Annotated in this window: 12 protein-coding genes; 5 read left to right on the forward strand and 7 right to left on the reverse strand. The window is 73.5% G+C overall.

Annotation, left to right across the window (positions count from 1 at the left end; translation table 11 throughout):
• The 3 genes from AB1460_RS01260 to AB1460_RS01270 all read left to right on the forward strand — a co-directional run.
• Window positions 1-1,548, forward strand: a 1,548-nt coding sequence (locus AB1460_RS01260) for a wax ester/triacylglycerol synthase domain-containing protein (RefSeq protein WP_368958669.1), incomplete at its 5' end; no start/stop codon positions are given.
• Entirely contained in the window at window positions 1,532-2,491 is a 960-nt protein-coding gene (locus AB1460_RS01265) for an alpha/beta hydrolase family esterase (RefSeq protein ID WP_368958670.1), read from the forward strand. The genes AB1460_RS01260 and AB1460_RS01265, both read left to right, overlap by 17 nt.
• Window positions 2,492-2,571: 80 nt before the next feature.
• Complete coding sequence (locus AB1460_RS01270; protein ID WP_368958671.1) at window positions 2,572-3,051, forward strand: hypothetical protein; 480 nt, start codon at window positions 2,572-2,574, stop codon at window positions 3,049-3,051.
• A gap of 40 nt (window positions 3,052-3,091) precedes the next feature.
• Here AB1460_RS01270 and AB1460_RS01275 read toward each other — a convergent pair whose 3' ends face one another.
• Window positions 3,092-4,744, reverse strand: coding sequence for a hypothetical protein (locus AB1460_RS01275; protein WP_368958672.1), 1,653 nt, complete (start codon window positions 4,742-4,744; stop codon window positions 3,092-3,094).
• A gap of 150 nt (window positions 4,745-4,894) precedes the next feature.
• Window positions 4,895-5,653, reverse strand: a complete 759-nt coding sequence (locus AB1460_RS01280) for a TetR/AcrR family transcriptional regulator (protein WP_368958674.1) — start codon at window positions 5,651-5,653, stop codon at window positions 4,895-4,897.
• A 167-nt stretch (window positions 5,654-5,820) separates the two neighbouring features.
• Here AB1460_RS01280 and AB1460_RS01285 point away from each other — a divergent pair, with 167 nt between their 5' ends.
• Window positions 5,821-7,518 (forward strand): MFS transporter, encoded by a 1,698-nt coding sequence (locus AB1460_RS01285; RefSeq protein WP_368958675.1) that lies wholly within the window; start codon window positions 5,821-5,823, stop codon window positions 7,516-7,518.
• Between the two features lie 150 nt (window positions 7,519-7,668).
• Here the strand turns inward: AB1460_RS01285 and AB1460_RS01290 are convergent, their stop codons facing one another.
• Together AB1460_RS01290 and tnpA are read right to left on the reverse strand one after the other, a co-directional pair.
• The gene (locus tag AB1460_RS01290) at window positions 7,669-8,406 is read right to left on the reverse strand and encodes a YceI family protein (protein ID WP_368958676.1); all 738 of its coding nucleotides are present in this window, start codon (window positions 8,404-8,406) and stop codon (window positions 7,669-7,671) included.
• Between the two features lie 279 nt (window positions 8,407-8,685).
• A complete protein-coding gene (gene tnpA, locus AB1460_RS01295) occupies window positions 8,686-9,102 on the reverse strand; it encodes an IS200/IS605 family transposase (protein WP_368958677.1) in 417 nt (138 codons plus the stop codon).
• A 22-nt stretch (window positions 9,103-9,124) separates the two neighbouring features.
• Between tnpA and AB1460_RS01300 the strand changes: the two genes are divergently transcribed.
• Window positions 9,125-10,330 (forward strand): RNA-guided endonuclease InsQ/TnpB family protein, encoded by a 1,206-nt coding sequence (locus AB1460_RS01300; RefSeq protein ID WP_368958678.1) that lies wholly within the window; start codon window positions 9,125-9,127, stop codon window positions 10,328-10,330.
• Between the two features lie 37 nt (window positions 10,331-10,367).
• On the opposite strand, the gene AB1460_RS01305 is transcribed toward AB1460_RS01300, so the two are convergent.
• The 3 genes from AB1460_RS01305 to AB1460_RS01315 form a co-directional block, all read right to left on the reverse strand.
• Entirely contained in the window at window positions 10,368-12,032 is a 1,665-nt protein-coding gene (locus tag AB1460_RS01305; protein WP_368958794.1) for a SulP family inorganic anion transporter, read from the reverse strand.
• 264 nt (window positions 12,033-12,296) lie between these two features.
• Entirely contained in the window at window positions 12,297-13,148 is an 852-nt protein-coding gene (locus tag AB1460_RS01310; protein WP_420497161.1) for a DUF305 domain-containing protein, read from the reverse strand.
• Window positions 13,149-13,279: 131 nt separating this feature from the next.
• Window positions 13,280-14,761 carry an FHA domain-containing protein gene (locus AB1460_RS01315; protein ID WP_368958680.1) on the reverse strand — a complete coding sequence of 494 codons (1,482 nt, stop codon included), beginning with the start codon at window positions 14,759-14,761 and terminating at the stop codon, window positions 13,280-13,282.
• Window positions 14,762-14,953: the final 192 nt, after the last annotated feature.

Consider the following 14,953-nt stretch of genomic DNA (forward strand, 5'->3'; position numbering starts at 1 on the left):
GCGGGGGCGCGGGCGGGCGGGGTGAGTGTGTCGGCCGGCCGGGCAAGTGCCTCCGGCGGGGCGGAAACGGGCCGCCGGGTCGCCGGCACCGGTGACCGGGGTTACGTTTCCGGACGGCGTCCAGCCCGCGCAACAGCTCCGAGCCGGCGGTGGCTCCGCACCGTCAGTGGCCTCGGGGCAGGAAGCGAGCGTCAGCCGATGGACCGGATCCGCCCCCTCAACGCCTTCGACACCGCCTTGCTCGACTACCAGCTTCTGCACGCCGACGTGCCGATCAACGTCAACTGCCTGCTCGTCGGGACGGGCCCGGCACCGGGTATCGAGGCACTGCGGGCCTGGGTGTCCGAGCGGCTGCTCCGGTTCCCGCTGCTCACCGAGCGGCTGGTCTGCCTGCCCGGACACCGGGCCCGGTACGGGTGGCGCGCGGATCCCGACGTCGACCTCGACCACCTCGTGCGGGAGCACCCGCCCGCCGGCGTCCCGGGCGGGGGCGACGGCGGCGCCGGCGAGCCGGGTTTCGCCGGCACGGAGCTGCGTGACTTCGTGGAGCGCCGCAGCGGCGCGGTCGTCCCCGTTGCCGGGCCTCCCTGGCAGCTGTGGCTGCTGCGTTCCGCGGACGACACCGCGTTCGCCCTGCTGTACCGGGCGAGCCACATCCAGCAGGACGGCACCGCCAAGAACCTGGTGCTGTCGGCGCTGTTCGGGGTCGGCTCCGACCCGACGGCGTTCGTGCCGCCGCAGCGCCGGGAGCCGGGGCGGGCCCGGTCGCGGGAGGTCGGTGCGGCCGTCGCGCGCTCACTGCAGTGGCTGGCCCCCAACGCCAGGTCGGCACCGTTCACCGCCCCCTGGATCGGGCGGACCACCCACAGCTGGGCCACGACCTCCCTGGCCCGGCTGCGGGCCGTCGGCGCCCCGGTCGGCGCCACCGTCAACGACGTCTTCCTCGCCGGGCTGGCCGGGGCGCTGCGGCGCTGGGAGGGAACCGGTCCGGCCACGGAGGGCCTGCCGGTGGCGATGGCCGTCAGCACCCGCCAGCCGGGCGAGCGTGCCATGCTCGCGAACTTCGTGGCCGGGGCGCGGATCGTCCTGCCCTGCGCCGAGCCGCTGCCCCTTGATCGGCTGCTGGCCGTCCGGGACCGCACCGACCGGCTCAAGCAGGGCGGCACCCTCGGGGTGGGGGAGCGGCTGCTGTTCGAGCTGCTGCCCGCCCGGATCCGCCCCCGCCTGTTCGGCGCCGGGCTGAGCGGGCGGTCGTCCGCGCTGTCGGTCTCCAACCAGGCCGGCGCACCGGGCCCGCTGGCCGTCGCCGGTCAGCCGATCACCGCGGCGGTGCCGATCCCGACGTTGTTCCCGGGGCAGCGGCTGGCCTGTCATCTCAGCGGCCTCGGCGACACCGTCAGCGTCGGCACGGCGGCGGACGCCGGGCTGCCCGGGTCCAGAGATCTCGCCGGTCTGTGGGAGGCGGAGGTCAACCTCCTGGAGGAGGCCGTCCGCGCGCTGCTGGTCGGCAACGGGCAGTGGGGTGGCCGGCGTGTCCGCCGCGGGTAGGGCGACGGCTGCCAGCAGGACGGTCGTCGCGGCGGCCGTCCTCGTGCTCGCGGCCTGCCTCACTCCGGCGTCGGCGAGCGCGGACGGACCCACCCGGCCGCGTCGGGCGGGAGCTGGCGCGGGGGAGGGGCCCGGGGAGCAGGCGGTCCGGCTGCGCCATGCCGGGGTCGACCGCCACGCCGTCGTGCACGTGCCGGCCGCGGCGGCCCGGGCGGGCGGCTCGCTGCCGGCGCTGTTCCACTTCCCGGGCATGTTCGAGACGCCGGAGATCGCGGACGCCTCCGCCGGGCTGGCGGCGTTCGCGGACCGTGCGGGTTACCTCCTCGTGATCCCCGAACATGAGGGAATCGGCTGGCAGGGCGTACCTGGTGGGCAGGACGCGCCGCCCGTCGACGACCCCGGTTTCGTCCGTGCGCTGACTGATCTGGTGGTCGCCCGGTACGGCGCCGACCCGTCCCGGCTGTACGCCTCGGGCATGAGCAACGGCGGCCTGTTCACCCAGGGGCTCGCCTGCCGGTACCCGGACCGTTTCGCCGCGTTCGCGACCGTCGCCGGGTCGGCCCCCGGCGTCGGCTGCCCGTCCCGGCCGCCGGCGCCGGTGCCGATGCTGGTGATCCACGGCCGCGAGGACAAGGTGATCAACTACGGGCAGGCGGAGGCCGGTGCCCGCGGCTGGGCGGACGCCGCCGGCTGCGCGCAGACCACCCTGGACACCCCGCTGCCGGACCGCGACCGGGCTGACGGCACCACCGTCGTGCGCCACGAGTTCACCGGATGCCCACCGGGCACCCCCGTCATCCTCGACGAGATCGTCGGCGGTGGCCATCTCCGGCCCGGCGGGGAGCCGCTTCTCCCCGGGCAGGTCCTCGGGCGCGGAAACGGCGATCTCGACGCGAACGAGGCGATCTGGGCCTTTGTGTCGCGCTTCCGGCTGCGTCCCTGAGCGAGGGGGCCTGGTCGCGGACAGATCGCGCATACGCTTCGAGCGGAGGGCGTATCCCGACGAGAGGAATGTCATCGGCGATGGCAGTCGTGGGAATCACCGGGCACCGCGTCCTGTCACCCACCATCACGGAGTACACGACCGCCGAGACGCTGCGGCTGCTGCGCCGGCACCCGTCCGGTGACCTGGTCGGGGTGAGCTGCCTGGCCGAAGGCACCGACAGCACCTTCGCCGACCTGGTCCTCACCATCGGGGGCAGCCTCGTCGCCGTCGTCCCCGCGCGGAACTACCGGGACTTCCTGCCGGCCGAGCACCGGCCGGAGTACGACCGCCTGCGGGACGCCGCGATCCGGGTGCGGACCCTGGAGCTGGCCGAGGTCGACCTGGAGGCGCTGATGGCCGCCAGCCGGGCGATGGTCGACGAGTCGGACGAGCTGATCGCCGTCTGGGACGGCCGCCCCGCGCGCGACTACGCCGGCACCGGCGACGTCGTCGCCTACGCACGAAGCAGGAACAAGCCTGTCCACGTGGTGTGGCCGCAGGGCGCCGTGCGCGACTGACCGCCCGGTCGAGCGGTCACCCGCCCGGTGATCGCCCGGGTCAGCGAGGGGCCAGCGGCACCACGCTGATCTGTACCGGGGTGAGGCCGCTGGTGGGGCCGGGCGCCGGAGGCGGCGGGTGCGGGGCCGCGGGGGTGACCGCCGCGCCGGCCGGGCCGGTGCCGGCGGCAGCGGCCGGCGGTGGCGGTGGGGCTGGCGGAGCGGGCTGGGTCACCGCGGCCGCACCCGGCACTGGCTGATCGCCAGGTGCCGGGCGGACCGCCTGCGGAGGAACCCGTGCCGGCCTGGGGCGTGGCGCGTGTGGGCCCGGCGCGACCTCCACCGCGGTGGCCACCCGCGGCGGGGCCTGCGGGAGCTGCGCGGGGACGGCCGGCTCTGTTGCTTCCGCGGCGCCCGAGGGGGGCGTACTCGCGGAGCTGCCCGGGACGAGGCCGGTGCCGGTGCCGGTGCCGGGAACTTCCGCCTCCTCCGCGGCGGGACGTGGCGTGGCGCTGCGCCGGGGATGCTCCGGAAACGGCGGAGCGGCGCGGTCGGGCGCCTCCGGCCCGGGCAGCACCGCCGTGGTGCGTGCCGCGGCGGTGGCGGTGATCGGGCCGGCGGAGGGACCGGCGATGGCGGCTACCGCGACCGCTGTGACCGCGCAGAGCGCGGCGGCCGAGACCGGGCGCCACCGCGCTGCCGGCCTCTCCCACCGCCCGTCCATCAGGGCAGGCTCTGCTGTGCGGGCGGGCTCTGTCGTGCGGGCGGGCTCTGTCGTGCGGGCGGACTCTGCCGTGCGCGCGGACCTGAACGGCCAGCCGGGCCGCGGCGGCGTCGGCGGGGCGATGCCCGCGGCGAGTGCCCGGGGCTGCTCGGCCGGCGCTGCGACGTCGGGGAGCCAGGGTGTTCCCGCCACCGCGGCCTGCATCGCCGTGCGGGCCCGGCCGGGCGGCAGCGCGTCAAGGACCGCCGCGGTGGTCCGGTCGACCGCAGGGGCGCCGCGGCGCCGGGTGCCCGCCACCGCGGCGCCGCGCCGCGGCCAGCCGGTCGGGGCCGGCTGACCTGTGCCGGCGAACGCGACCACGCGGGCCCAGGCGGGGCCCGCCGGGTCCACCGCGCCCTCGCCGCCGGGCGGCGTGGGCGTGAGGCCAAGGGAGACCACACGCGGCCCGGCGAGCGACAGGACGATCTCCTCGGCCGCCGGGACCGACTGCGCACCCGCCCGGATGTCGGCGCCGGCCGGCGAGGCCAACAGGTCGAGGAGGGTGACGGCGACCCGGTTCAGCTCGGCGGAGGACAGCGGCCCGCGCTCGGCAACCTCCTGGGCCAGCGTCGGGCCGTCGACGTACTCGGTGACCAGGTACGGAAAGCCGTCGCCGTCGCTGCCGTCGCCGATGACTCCGACGTCCAGGACAGCGCAGCGGGCGGGGTGGTCAGCGGCGGCGTGCTCGGCGACCGCGGTGAAGCGTGCCCGCAGCCGCTCCTTGGCCTGCTCCCGGTCGGCCTGCTCCCGGCCGGCCGGCTCGGGCCAGGTGCCCTGGACCGCGGCCGGGTCAGCCAGATGGAGCGCGACCCAGGCGCCGCCGACGGCGCGGCTGAGGAGCACGGGCCCCGTTGGGCCCTGCGCGATCCGGCCGAGCACGCGGTAGGGCCCGACCGAGGTCGGGTCGCTCGCGAGTGGCGGCTGCGCGCGCCAGGGCAGGCCGGTCGTCATACCGGCGCTTCACGGGTGACGCGGGCCTGACCGAGGGTGCTCACCCGATCGAAGGTAGCCGTTCGGGTCGTTTCCGTGAAGCCCGGATCGTCCCCGTCCGGTACGGCTGGTCCCGCCGACGTGGTCCCGACCGGCGCGCGGGGCGGGCGTTCACGCGCCGTCGCGGTAGGTCCGTTCGATGCCGTCGAGGAGCCAGGTCAGCGCCTGTTCGAACCGCTCCGCGGCGAACGGGGCGTCGCCGGCCAGCATCCGGGAGAGGTGGGGGAACACCCCGCTGTCGAGGAGCCCGCGCAGCGCCGGGTCGGCGTCGATGCGGCGGCGCAGTCCGCACAACGGCTGCGGGACGTCCGCTCCGAGTGCCTTCGCGGCCAGCTCCTGTGTGGCGCACCCGATGACGAGGTCGTCCACCGCGTGGATGATCGTCCGCTGGGCCGCCGTGTCGCTGGTGATCCCCGAGGCGGCGGCGAGCACCTGCTCGAGGTGGCGCAGCTTGTTCGGGCCGAGCGCGGGGCGCAGGCCGAGGGCGAGCACCCAGGGGTGGCTCAGCAGGCACTCCCGCGTCCGCCGGGCGATGCGGGTGAGACCGGTGCGCCAGTCGGGGCCGAGGTCGGTGACGAGATGCTCGGCGAACAGGGCGTCCCGCATCAGCGCGAGCAGCGCGTCCTTGTCCTGGACGTGGGTGTACAGCGTCATGGTGCCGACCCCGAGCGCTGCCGCGACGCGGCGCATCGAGACCGCCTCCAGCCCTTCGGCGTCGGCGATCCCCAGGCCGGCGGCCACGATCCGGTCGGAGGTGAGGGAGCCGCGGGGCGTGGCCTGCCGCTCGCGGGCCCGGGTCGGCGGTCTGGGTGTTCCGGCCGCGCCGGAGGGGCGCTCGACATCGGCCGGAACGGTGCCTGTGGTGCTCATCTCACCCGCCAGGGACATCGTCTTTGTGGGGCGTCAATCGTACGGCGTACGCTCGACCGGTTGGTTGCCCGTACAGCGTACGAAGCGTACGCGGGCAGGGGCGGGTGGTGCGGCGGGGCCGAGCTTCGGACGCCGCACGACGACAGGCGTGGGCTGTGGGAGGCGCGATGGCGGACGACGGGGCACTGGCGGGGAGCGGAGCGGGAGCGGAGAGCGGCGACGAAGGCGGAGACGGCGCGGTGGAGAAGCCCACGGCGGTCGTTCCTCCGGTGGCTTCCGGGTCAGCCGATGGGACGGCGCCAGCCGACGGGGTGGCGGCTGAGCCTCGACCGGCCGAACCTGTGACGGCGAAGCCGCCGGAGGAGGTCCCGGCCGCGGCGCAGGCTCCGACACGTGGCCCCGCGCGCCGTGCGCCGGCGTGGGCGGTGCTGGCCGTGTGCTGCCTGGCCCAGTTCATGGTCGTCCTGGACGTGACGATCGTGAACGTGGCACTCCCGTCCATGCAGTCCGACCTGGGACTCTCCGCGTCCGGACTGCAGTGGGTGGTGAACGGGTACACCCTCGCCTTCGCCGGCCTCCTGCTCTTCGGCGGGCGGGCCGCGGACCTGTTCGGTCGGCGCCGGGTCTTCGTCACAGGGCTGACGTTGTTCACCGCGGCGAGCCTGGCCGGCGGCCTGGCCACCACCGAGGCCACGCTGATCGCGGCGCGCGCGGTGCAGGGGCTCGGTGGCGCGGTGCTCGCGCCCGCCACGTTGAGTGTGCTGATGACCTCGTTCCCGGATCCGCGTGAGCGGGCTCGCGCGCTCGGTCTGTGGAGCACGACCGCTGCCGGCGGTGGCGCGCTCGGCGTGCTGGCCGGCGGCCTGCTGACCCAGATCGCGGACTGGCGCTGGGTGTTCTTCGTCAACGTGCCGATCGGGCTGGCGCTGATCATGGGTGCGCGGATCGCGCTCGTCGAGTCCCGCGGCCAGGCGCGCGGGGTGCGGGATCTGGACGTGCCCGGCACGGTCACGGTCACCGGCGGCCTGGTCGCGCTGGTGTACGGCATCGTGCGGACGGAGTCGGGCAGCTGGGGCTCTCCGGTCACTCTCGGCTGGCTGGCGGCCGCGGTGGTGCTGCTCGCCGCGTTCGTGGTCATCGAGCTGCGGACGGCGAACCCGCTGGTGCCTCTGGGTGTCTTCCGGCGCCGTGCGCTGCGCTACGCCAACCTGATCATTCTGATCATGGGAACCGTCATGTTCGGGCTGTTCTTCTTCCTCACCCTGTATCTGCAGCGGATCCAGGGCCAGGAGCCGCTCGAGGCCGGTCTCTCGATGCTGCCGATGCCACTCATGATCATTGTCGGCTCGCAGTTCAGCTCGCGGATGGTCGGCCGCCTGGGCCCGCGTCCGCTCGTCATCGCCGGCACGCTGACCGCGGCGACCGGCATGGCCTGGCTCGGCGCCCTGAGCGCCGGCGGCTCGTACTGGACGCAGGTCTTCGGCCCGCTCGCGCTGTTCGGCCTGGGTATGGGCACCAACATGGTCGCCGTGACCACGGCTGCGACATCCGGTGTGCCGCCGCAGATCGCCGGTCTCGCGTCCGGGCTGCTCAACACCGGTCGGCAGATCGGCGCGGCGGTCGGCCTGGCGCTCCTGGCGACCATCGCGCACCATCACAGCGAGGGACGGCTCGCGGCTGGCACGCTGGAGGCGGAGGCGCTGACCTCCGGGTACTCCCTCGCCTTCGTGATCTCGGCCGGGCTTCTGCTGCTCGCTGCTGTGGTCGCATGCCTGCTTCCCGGACTTCCACCGGCGGTGCCGGTGACCGTCGCCGAGCAGCCCCGCGGGGACCGCGAGCGGCTGGAGGCCCTCGCCGAGGCGTGACCTCCGGCTGATCCCTCGGCTCGACCGCGTGGGCTGTTCCGCCGCCTGCACCGCGGCGCCGGCAGCCGAAGCCGGCACCGGCGAAGCCCTGATCACGCTGTCGGTGCCGGCCGGACGTCGGGCTGGACGTCGGGCCGGCACCGGCGGCTGCTACTCGATCGCCTCGCCGCGAGCGAGGCGCAGCGAGACCTCCATGATCCCGTGGTCCTCGGTGGAGATACCCGGGATGCTCGGGTTCGGGATGTCGAAGTCCGCGAAGGTCACCGGGATCTGGCCGACCACCTGGATCTGGTCGTCGAGGCGCTGGGCCTGCAGGTCCATGGTCACCTCGCGGGAGACCCCGCGCAGGTTCAGGGTCCCGGTGGCCTTGTATGTGCGCTTCTCGTCGCCGGCCGGGATGGAGCCGAGCTCGATCGGCCGGGTCAGGGTGAACTCCGAGACCGGGTAGGTGTCGACGTTCATGATCCGGTTGCGGAACTGGTTGTCGCGGCGGTCCTCGTCGCTGCGCACCGTCGCCATCTGGACCTCGAAGTTCGCCTCGGAGACCTCGGTGCCGGAGATGGTCACCGTGCCGGCGACGTCCGAGGTGCGGCCGGCGGCCGTCGTGTTCTGGCCGAAGAGGACCTCCTCGACGCGGTAGCCGGCCTCCGAGCCCGAGGTCACCCGCCAGGCGCCGTCCAGGGATCCGGTGGCGGCCGTTCCGGCGGTCGCGCCGCCGTTCGACGTTCCGGTGGCCTGGTCGTCGAGCGCGAACTCCTCCGGGGCGTCCTCCTTGATGACGTTGATGTACAACGCGGTACCGCCGACGACCAGGACGGCCACCGCGAGGACCGCGCCGATGAGGTACAGCGGCCAGCGCCGCTTTCCGCGAGGCGTGCTGTCTGCCACCGGTCACCCGCCTTGTGAAGGTCCGAACATTCCTGGCGGCAATGTTGCACACACAACCTGAGTGGAACCTGATGATGCGGTGTCAGTAGCGTGTCGCGCTCCGCCACGTTGCTGTGCTCGCGTCTGCCGGCGGCGTCGCCCGTCTGCCGGCGGCCTCGCCGCCCGTTCTCGTCGCCATGGCCGCCTGAGCTGCGGTGCTACCAAAATGCGGGCCAGTGCTCCGGCCTTCAGGCCGGGGGTGAAGGCCCGCGCGGGAGGGCCTCCAGGCCCGAGCGTGCTTTAAACCGGACGGGTCTGTTCCTCGATGTACCGGTGGAGCACGTCCAACGGCGCGCCACCAACCGAGCCCGCGAAGTAGGAACCCGACCACAGCCGGTTCGCTCGCCAGTAGTGCCGGGCCAGCTCGGGGAACTCCTGGCGCATCCGCCGGGACGACACGCCCTTGAGACTGTTGACCAGCTTCGACAGGGCGACCTTCGGCGGGAAGGTCACCAGTAGGTGGACGTGGTCGTGTTCGCCGTTGAACTCGACGAGTTCGGTCTCGAAGTCGACGCAGACCGCCCGCGCGATCTCTTCCAGGCGGGTCAGGTGCCGGTCGTCGAAGACCCGATGCCGGTACTTGGTAACGAAAACCAAGTGAGCGTGCAGCGCGAAAACGCAGTGTCTGCCGGTACGGATGCTCGGATCGCTGGCCATAGACCAATGGTAGGTTCTGCTCGTGCAGCTTCGGTACAGCTTCCGCTTGTATCCGAGCGCCGGTCAGCGGGCGGCGTTGGCGCGGGCGTTCGGGTGCGCCCGCGTGGTGTACAACGACGCGCTGCGCGCCCGGGAGACTGCACGTGCCGGCGGACTGCCGTTCCCGAAGACCGGGGATCTGTCCAAGCTGCTGATCACCGAGGCGAAGAAGACCCGGGAACGGGCCTGGCTCGCGGACGTGTCTGCGGTGGTCCTGCAGCAGTCCCTGCGGGATCTGGACACGGCGTACCGGAACTTCTTCGACGGGTTGAAAGGCAAGCGCCCGAGGATGGGTCCGCCTCGGTACAAGTCGAAGCGGGACAGCCGGCAGGCGGTGCGGTTCACGGCGAACGCCCGCTGGTCGCTCACCCCGGGCGGGAAGCTGCGACTGCCGAAGATCGGCGACGTGGACGTGACGTGGTCCCGGCATCTGCCCTCGGCACCGTCCACGGTGACGGTGGTCCGGGACAGTGCGGGCCGGTACTTCGCGAGCTTCGTCATCGAGACCGGGTCGCAGGAGACCCTTGCGGGCTCGCCCGCCGAGATCGGTGTCGACCTTGGGCTGACGCACTTCGCGGTCCTCTCGGACGGCACGAAGATCGACTCTCCTCGGTTCCTCCGTCGGGTCGAGAAGCGGCTGAAGAAGGCTCAGCGGGACCTGTCCCGCAAGAAGAAGGGCTCAGCGAACCGGGCCAGGGCCAGGCTGAGGGTCGCCCGTGCGCATGCGCGGGTGGCCGACGCGCGGCGCGAGTTCCACCACCAGCTGTCCACCAGGCTGATCCGTGAGAACCAAGCGGTCGCCGTGGAGGACCTGGTGGTCCATGGGCTCGCCCGTACCCGGCTCGCCACATCGGTGCACGACGCTGGCTGGTCCGCGTTCGTCGCCATGCTGGAGTACAAGGCCGCCCGGTACGGGCGGCGGTTCGTGCGGATCGGCCGGTTCGAGCCCACGTCGCAGGTGTGTTCGGTCTGTGGGGTGAAGGACGGGCCGAAGCCGCTGGACGTCCGGAAGTGGACATGCGGTGCTTGCGGGTCGACGCACGACCGGGATGCGAATGCGGCGGTCAACGTCGCGCTGGCCGCCGGACTGGCGGTGTCTGCCCGTGGAGCGCAGGTAAGACCGGCACCCGTGCCGGCACCGCGCGGCGAAGCGGGAACCCACCCGAAGCTCACGCCCACAGCGGCGTAGCAGGCGGGAATCTCCGTCCTTCAGGGCGGAGAGGATGTCAACCGCGTGGCGTGCTGGGCGGCTCGGCCTCCGCGTCCGACCCGGGGACGTCGGCTCCGGGTGGTGGCGGGCTGGCAGCCGGCTGCTCCGGCTCCGGCTCCGCCATCGAGCCGACGGCGGGCTCCTCCGGCGCCGAGCAGCGTGACAGCATCGCCGCGGTGTTACCGGTCGCCCCGGCGAACCGGGCCGTGATCCCGCGTTCGCGGAACTTGTGCTGCACGTCCTCGAGCGCGGCGACGCCGGCGGAGTCCAGCAGCTGCGCCTCGGACAGGTCGACGACGACGCGCGGCGGGTCGTGGGCGTAGTCGAACGCGTTGACCAGGTCGTTGCTGGAGGCGAAGAACACCGGGCCGCTCACGGCGTAGATCCGCTCGCCGCCCTCCGGGTCGAGAACGCTGGTCACCTTGGTGAGATGGGCGACCCGCCGGGTGAACAGCAGAGCTGACAGCACCACCCCGACGAGCACGCCGTAGGCGAGGTTGTGGGTCGGCACGACCACCCCCACGGTCACGACCATCACCAGTGTCTCCGAGCGGGGCATCCGTCGCAGCGTGCGCGGCGCGATGCTGCGCCACTCGAAGGTCATCACCGAGACCAGGATCATCACGGCGACGAGAGCCGACATCGGGATCACGCCGACCGCCTCGCGCAGCGGGACCACAAGGAGAAGCAGGAATCCGCCCGCGGCGAAGGTCGACAGCCTGGTCCGGCCGCCCGAGGACACGTTGACGATCGTCTGGCCGATCATGGCGCAGCCCGCCATGCCGCCGAGGAACCCGTTGACGATGTTGGCGAGCCCCAGCCCCCACGCCTCCCGGTTCGCGTCGTGGGACGTGTCCGTCATCCGGTCGACGATCTGCGCGGTGAGCAGCGTCTCCAGCAGGCCGACCGCGGTGAGGGTGGCGACGTACGGCGCGATGATCCGCAGGGTCTCCCAGGTCATCGGCACCGAGGGGAGCCCTGGCACGGGCAGGGAGCTGGGCAGGCTTCCCTCGTCCCCGACCGTCGGCACCGAAAGGTCGAACGTGACGGCGGTCAGCGTCAGCAGCGCCACCGCGACCAGCGGCGGCGGCACGGCCCGGGTGATCCGCGGGACGGTGAGCAGGACGGCCAGGCCCACCCCGACCAGGATGTAGACGGCGGGGGACTCGCCGACCACGTGCGGCATCTGCGCCATGAAGATCAGGATCGCCAGCGCGTTGACGAAGCCGATCATCACCGTCCGGGGGACGAACCGCATCAGTCGCGCCACGCCGAGCTGACCGAGGACGAACATCGTCACGCCGACGCCGACGGTGGTCGCGAGCAGGTAGTCCAGGCCGTGCTCCCGCACCAGCGGGGCCGCGACCAGGGCCATCGACCCGGCCGCGGCCGAGATCATCGCGGGCCGGCCGCCGGCGACGGCGATCACGACCGAGATCGTGAAGGAGGCGAACAGGCCGACCTTCGGGTCCACCCCGGCGACGACCGAGAACGAGATGGTCTCCGGGATCAGTGCCAGTGCGGTGACCAGGCCGGCCAGCAGCTCGACCCGGACCGTGCGCAGCCCGGGCCAGGCTGGCCGGGCCGCCCTGGCCAGCCTGGGCAGGCTCGCCCGCGCCCGTACCCGAGCGAGAAGCGGGCGGGTGCGGGCGGCGGCGGGCCCGGGCTGACCCAGGGACATTTCAGGCACGCTGAACTCTCACAGGCGCGAGGTGGTGGTGCGGTCGAGACACCATCCGGGATGAACCGGTCGGGCTGTCGGGGCTCCCGCCTGGACGGGCCGGCACACGGCCCCGGCGCGGACCCCCTCCGGCCGGAGGGGCCCGGATGACCCGGTGGCCGGGCGACGGTGCCCCGGCCGCACGGCGGAGGACATCCCCTACTCTTCCGGTAGGTCAGATATGACGATACAAAGCCCCCCGAACCGGATCTACGGGCCCTCTTCTCACGCCCGCGGCGCTCCGAGCCGCTCAAGGTCATCCTGCATGGTGTTGATCTCCTTGGCCTGGTTGACCACCATCGCCCGCGCCAGCGCGCGCACCCGGTCGTCAGCGGCGTGCAGTGAGGCGTGCTGGGCCATCTCGACCCCGCCGCGGTGGTGACGGATCATCAGGGTGAGAAACAGGACGTCCAGGTCACGCCCGCTGGCCGCGGCCAGCCGAGCCAGCTCCGCCTCGGAGGCCATGCCCGGCATCCGCACTGCTGCTGTCTCCTCGGCGGCCGCGCCCCCGGTAGAGGCGCCCCCGCCGGCGGTGCTCCCGGCCGGCGAGTTCCCCTCCAGGCCGGGCATCCCCCCGTGACCGGGGTGGCCGCCGCCCTGACCGGCCGGGTCATCCGGGTCGGTCATCCACGCCATCGGTGCACGGGCGGAGGTCTGCGGCCGGCCCCAGCCGGCCAGCCAGGTGTACATGACGCCGATCTCCTGCTGCTGGCCGAGCGCGATGTCCTGGGCGACGCTGCGGATGGCGGCGTCACCGCCCCGGCTGAACTCGACCATGGCCATCTGGACGGCCTGCGAGTGGTGCTCGGACATGTCCCGGGCGAACCCGACGTCCACCGAGCTGTCGGCCGGTGGGCGGTCGAGTAGCCCGCGCAGCCCGGCACCCGCGGCGAGGAGCCCGACCACGGCGAACAGCACGAGCGGTGTCCACCAGAGCCGCACCCACGCAGGGGACCGCTCGGCCGGCGCCGCACCCGAAGCGGCCTCGGGCGCCGTCGTCGCCGCGAGTGTCGTCTCCGCGGGCGCGGTCTCCTCGGGCGTCGTCACGTCCCTGGTGGTCTGGTGCTCACGCGGCATGGCGGACACGCCCTGATCGTCGTCGGACCGGCTCATCACCGTCCAGTCTGACCCACCAGCGGCGCCCGGTCAGGGGCGAACCGCCCGGGAGCGCCGGGCCACCCGGCCCCCGGGTTCCCTCCGGCGGGTCGTCAGACCTGGATGTGGGAGTTGAAGACGAACGTGCGCTTGCCGACCTGCACCCGGGTACCGGGCACCAGCGGCGCGGGCTGGTGCGGGCTCAGCGGCGTCCACACGGTCGCCTCCGGCGGGGCGATGTACGTCCCGTTGGCCGACCCGCGGTCGGTGATCACCGCGTCCCATCCGTTCAGGGTGATCACCGCGTGGACCCGGGACACCGCGCTCTCGCCGTCCTCCACGGGCAGCGGGCGGGCGTTGCCGGCGCGGACCGCCTCGTCCCGGTCGGGCTGGCGGCCGATGACCAGATCCATGTCGACGTTGACGGTCTGGCCGTCGTCGAACACGAGCACGCCGATCGGCGGCCGCGGGCCGAGCACGGTCCGGTTCGTCTGCTGGGCCAGGGAGATCCCGCACTCCGCGCAGTACGGCGCCTGCGGGTGGTTGAAGTGGCCGTTGGCACACATGATGCCCTCGACCTGGGGCTGCGCCGCGTTCGGCAGCATCGTCTCGGCGTCGTCGTCCTCGATGAGGTCCGACACCGTGAAGGTCGGGTCGCCGGGCAGCTGGGTGAGCGCGTCCTGGTCGTCGTCCAGATCGTCGTGGAGGTCGTCGTGCAGGTGCTCCGCACTGTGCCCGTCGTGGCCCTGGCCGCGGGCGGCCAGCTCACGCGCGGCGAGCGTGGTGGGGGGATCCTCGTCCAGCTCGTCGAAGTCGGCGGCCTGGGTCGGCTCGGCAGCGGCCGCGAGCCGGCGGTGCGCCTCGTCGTCCTTGCTGAGCAGCGGGGTGAGCGCCGGCGGTGCGGTGGACAGCTGATCGGGCATCCGCCGGCCCGGAGAGGGGATGGGCGCGGCCTCCGTCATCGGCTCGCGCGGCGGCTCGAACCCGGCGAGGAACGCGTCGCCGGAGCCGAGGGACGCGGCCGCGGCGGCAGCGTCGTCGTCCACGATCAGACTCGCCGCCGTGCCCGGAACGGCACCGACCCGCAGGTCCAGCGGGAAGCCGAGGTCGTCGAGCCCGCGCAGGCCGGTGAGCCCGGCGAGGCCCGCCTGCAACAGGCTGGGCATCGCCTCGGTCGGCCCGATGTCGACCCTCGTGGTCTCGAGCGGCAGCAGCCGGTCCACCCAGGTCGCGGAGTCCACCCCGGAGAGGGACACCGGCGTGGGGCCGCCGGTGACGACGTCCATCGCACCGTGGACCAGCGCGGCGATCCGGTCGTTGACAGTTGTCAGCAGGCCGAAGTCGGGGACCCGCTCGGCCTCGGCGTCGACGAGGAGGCCGGCCACGCGGCGGACGAGACGGGAACCTGTCGTGGCCGGGCTGCCCGCCTCGCTGGTGACCTCGGCACACAGCGCGAGCAGCCGCTTGGTGGTCTCAATGGTCTCCGGCCGGCTCACGGAGGCGACGACCAGCACACCGGGCCGCCTGACGACCACACCTGCCTGCCCGCCGTGCCCGGTGCCGACCACGACCCGGAAACGGTCCAGTCCCGCCATTGCCTCGCCCTTCGCCGCTTCTCCGCGTCGTGCAAACGGTACCGATCTTCAGACTAGCGGCACCCCCGCGCGCCGTACCGTACTTATCCTGCCGGGCGGATCGCCACGGTAAGCCGATATGTCCGATGTTCACCTCCGGTGAGGGGTGTGCGTGCGTCCGCCTTCTCTCCCGTGGTATCACCCACGCGGACG

Source organism: Parafrankia sp. FMc2, assembly GCF_041008525.1.
Taxonomy (GTDB): Bacteria; Actinomycetota; Actinomycetes; order Frankiales; family Frankiaceae; genus Parafrankia.

Excerpts from the sequence above, each read along its gene's own strand:
- AB1460_RS01270 (WP_368958671.1), top strand. The coding sequence starts at position 2,572 with ATGGCAGTCGTGGGAATCACCGGGCACCGCGTCCTGTCACCCACCATC.
- AB1460_RS01275 (WP_368958672.1), bottom strand. The coding sequence starts at position 4,744 with ATGACGACCGGCCTGCCCTGGCGCGCGCAGCCGCCACTCGCGAGCGAC.
- AB1460_RS01280 (WP_368958674.1), bottom strand. The coding sequence starts at position 5,653 with ATGAGCACCACAGGCACCGTTCCGGCCGATGTCGAGCGCCCCTCCGGC.
- AB1460_RS01285 (WP_368958675.1), top strand. The coding sequence starts at position 5,821 with ATGGCGGACGACGGGGCACTGGCGGGGAGCGGAGCGGGAGCGGAGAGC.
- tnpA (WP_368958677.1), bottom strand. The coding sequence starts at position 9,102 with ATGGCCAGCGATCCGAGCATCCGTACCGGCAGACACTGCGTTTTCGCG.
- AB1460_RS01305 (WP_368958794.1), bottom strand. The coding sequence starts at position 12,032 with ATGTCCCTGGGTCAGCCCGGGCCCGCCGCCGCCCGCACCCGCCCGCTT.
- AB1460_RS01310 (WP_420497161.1), bottom strand. The coding sequence starts at position 13,148 with ATGCCGCGTGAGCACCAGACCACCAGGGACGTGACGACGCCCGAGGAG.
- AB1460_RS01315 (WP_368958680.1), bottom strand. The coding sequence starts at position 14,761 with ATGGCGGGACTGGACCGTTTCCGGGTCGTGGTCGGCACCGGGCACGGC.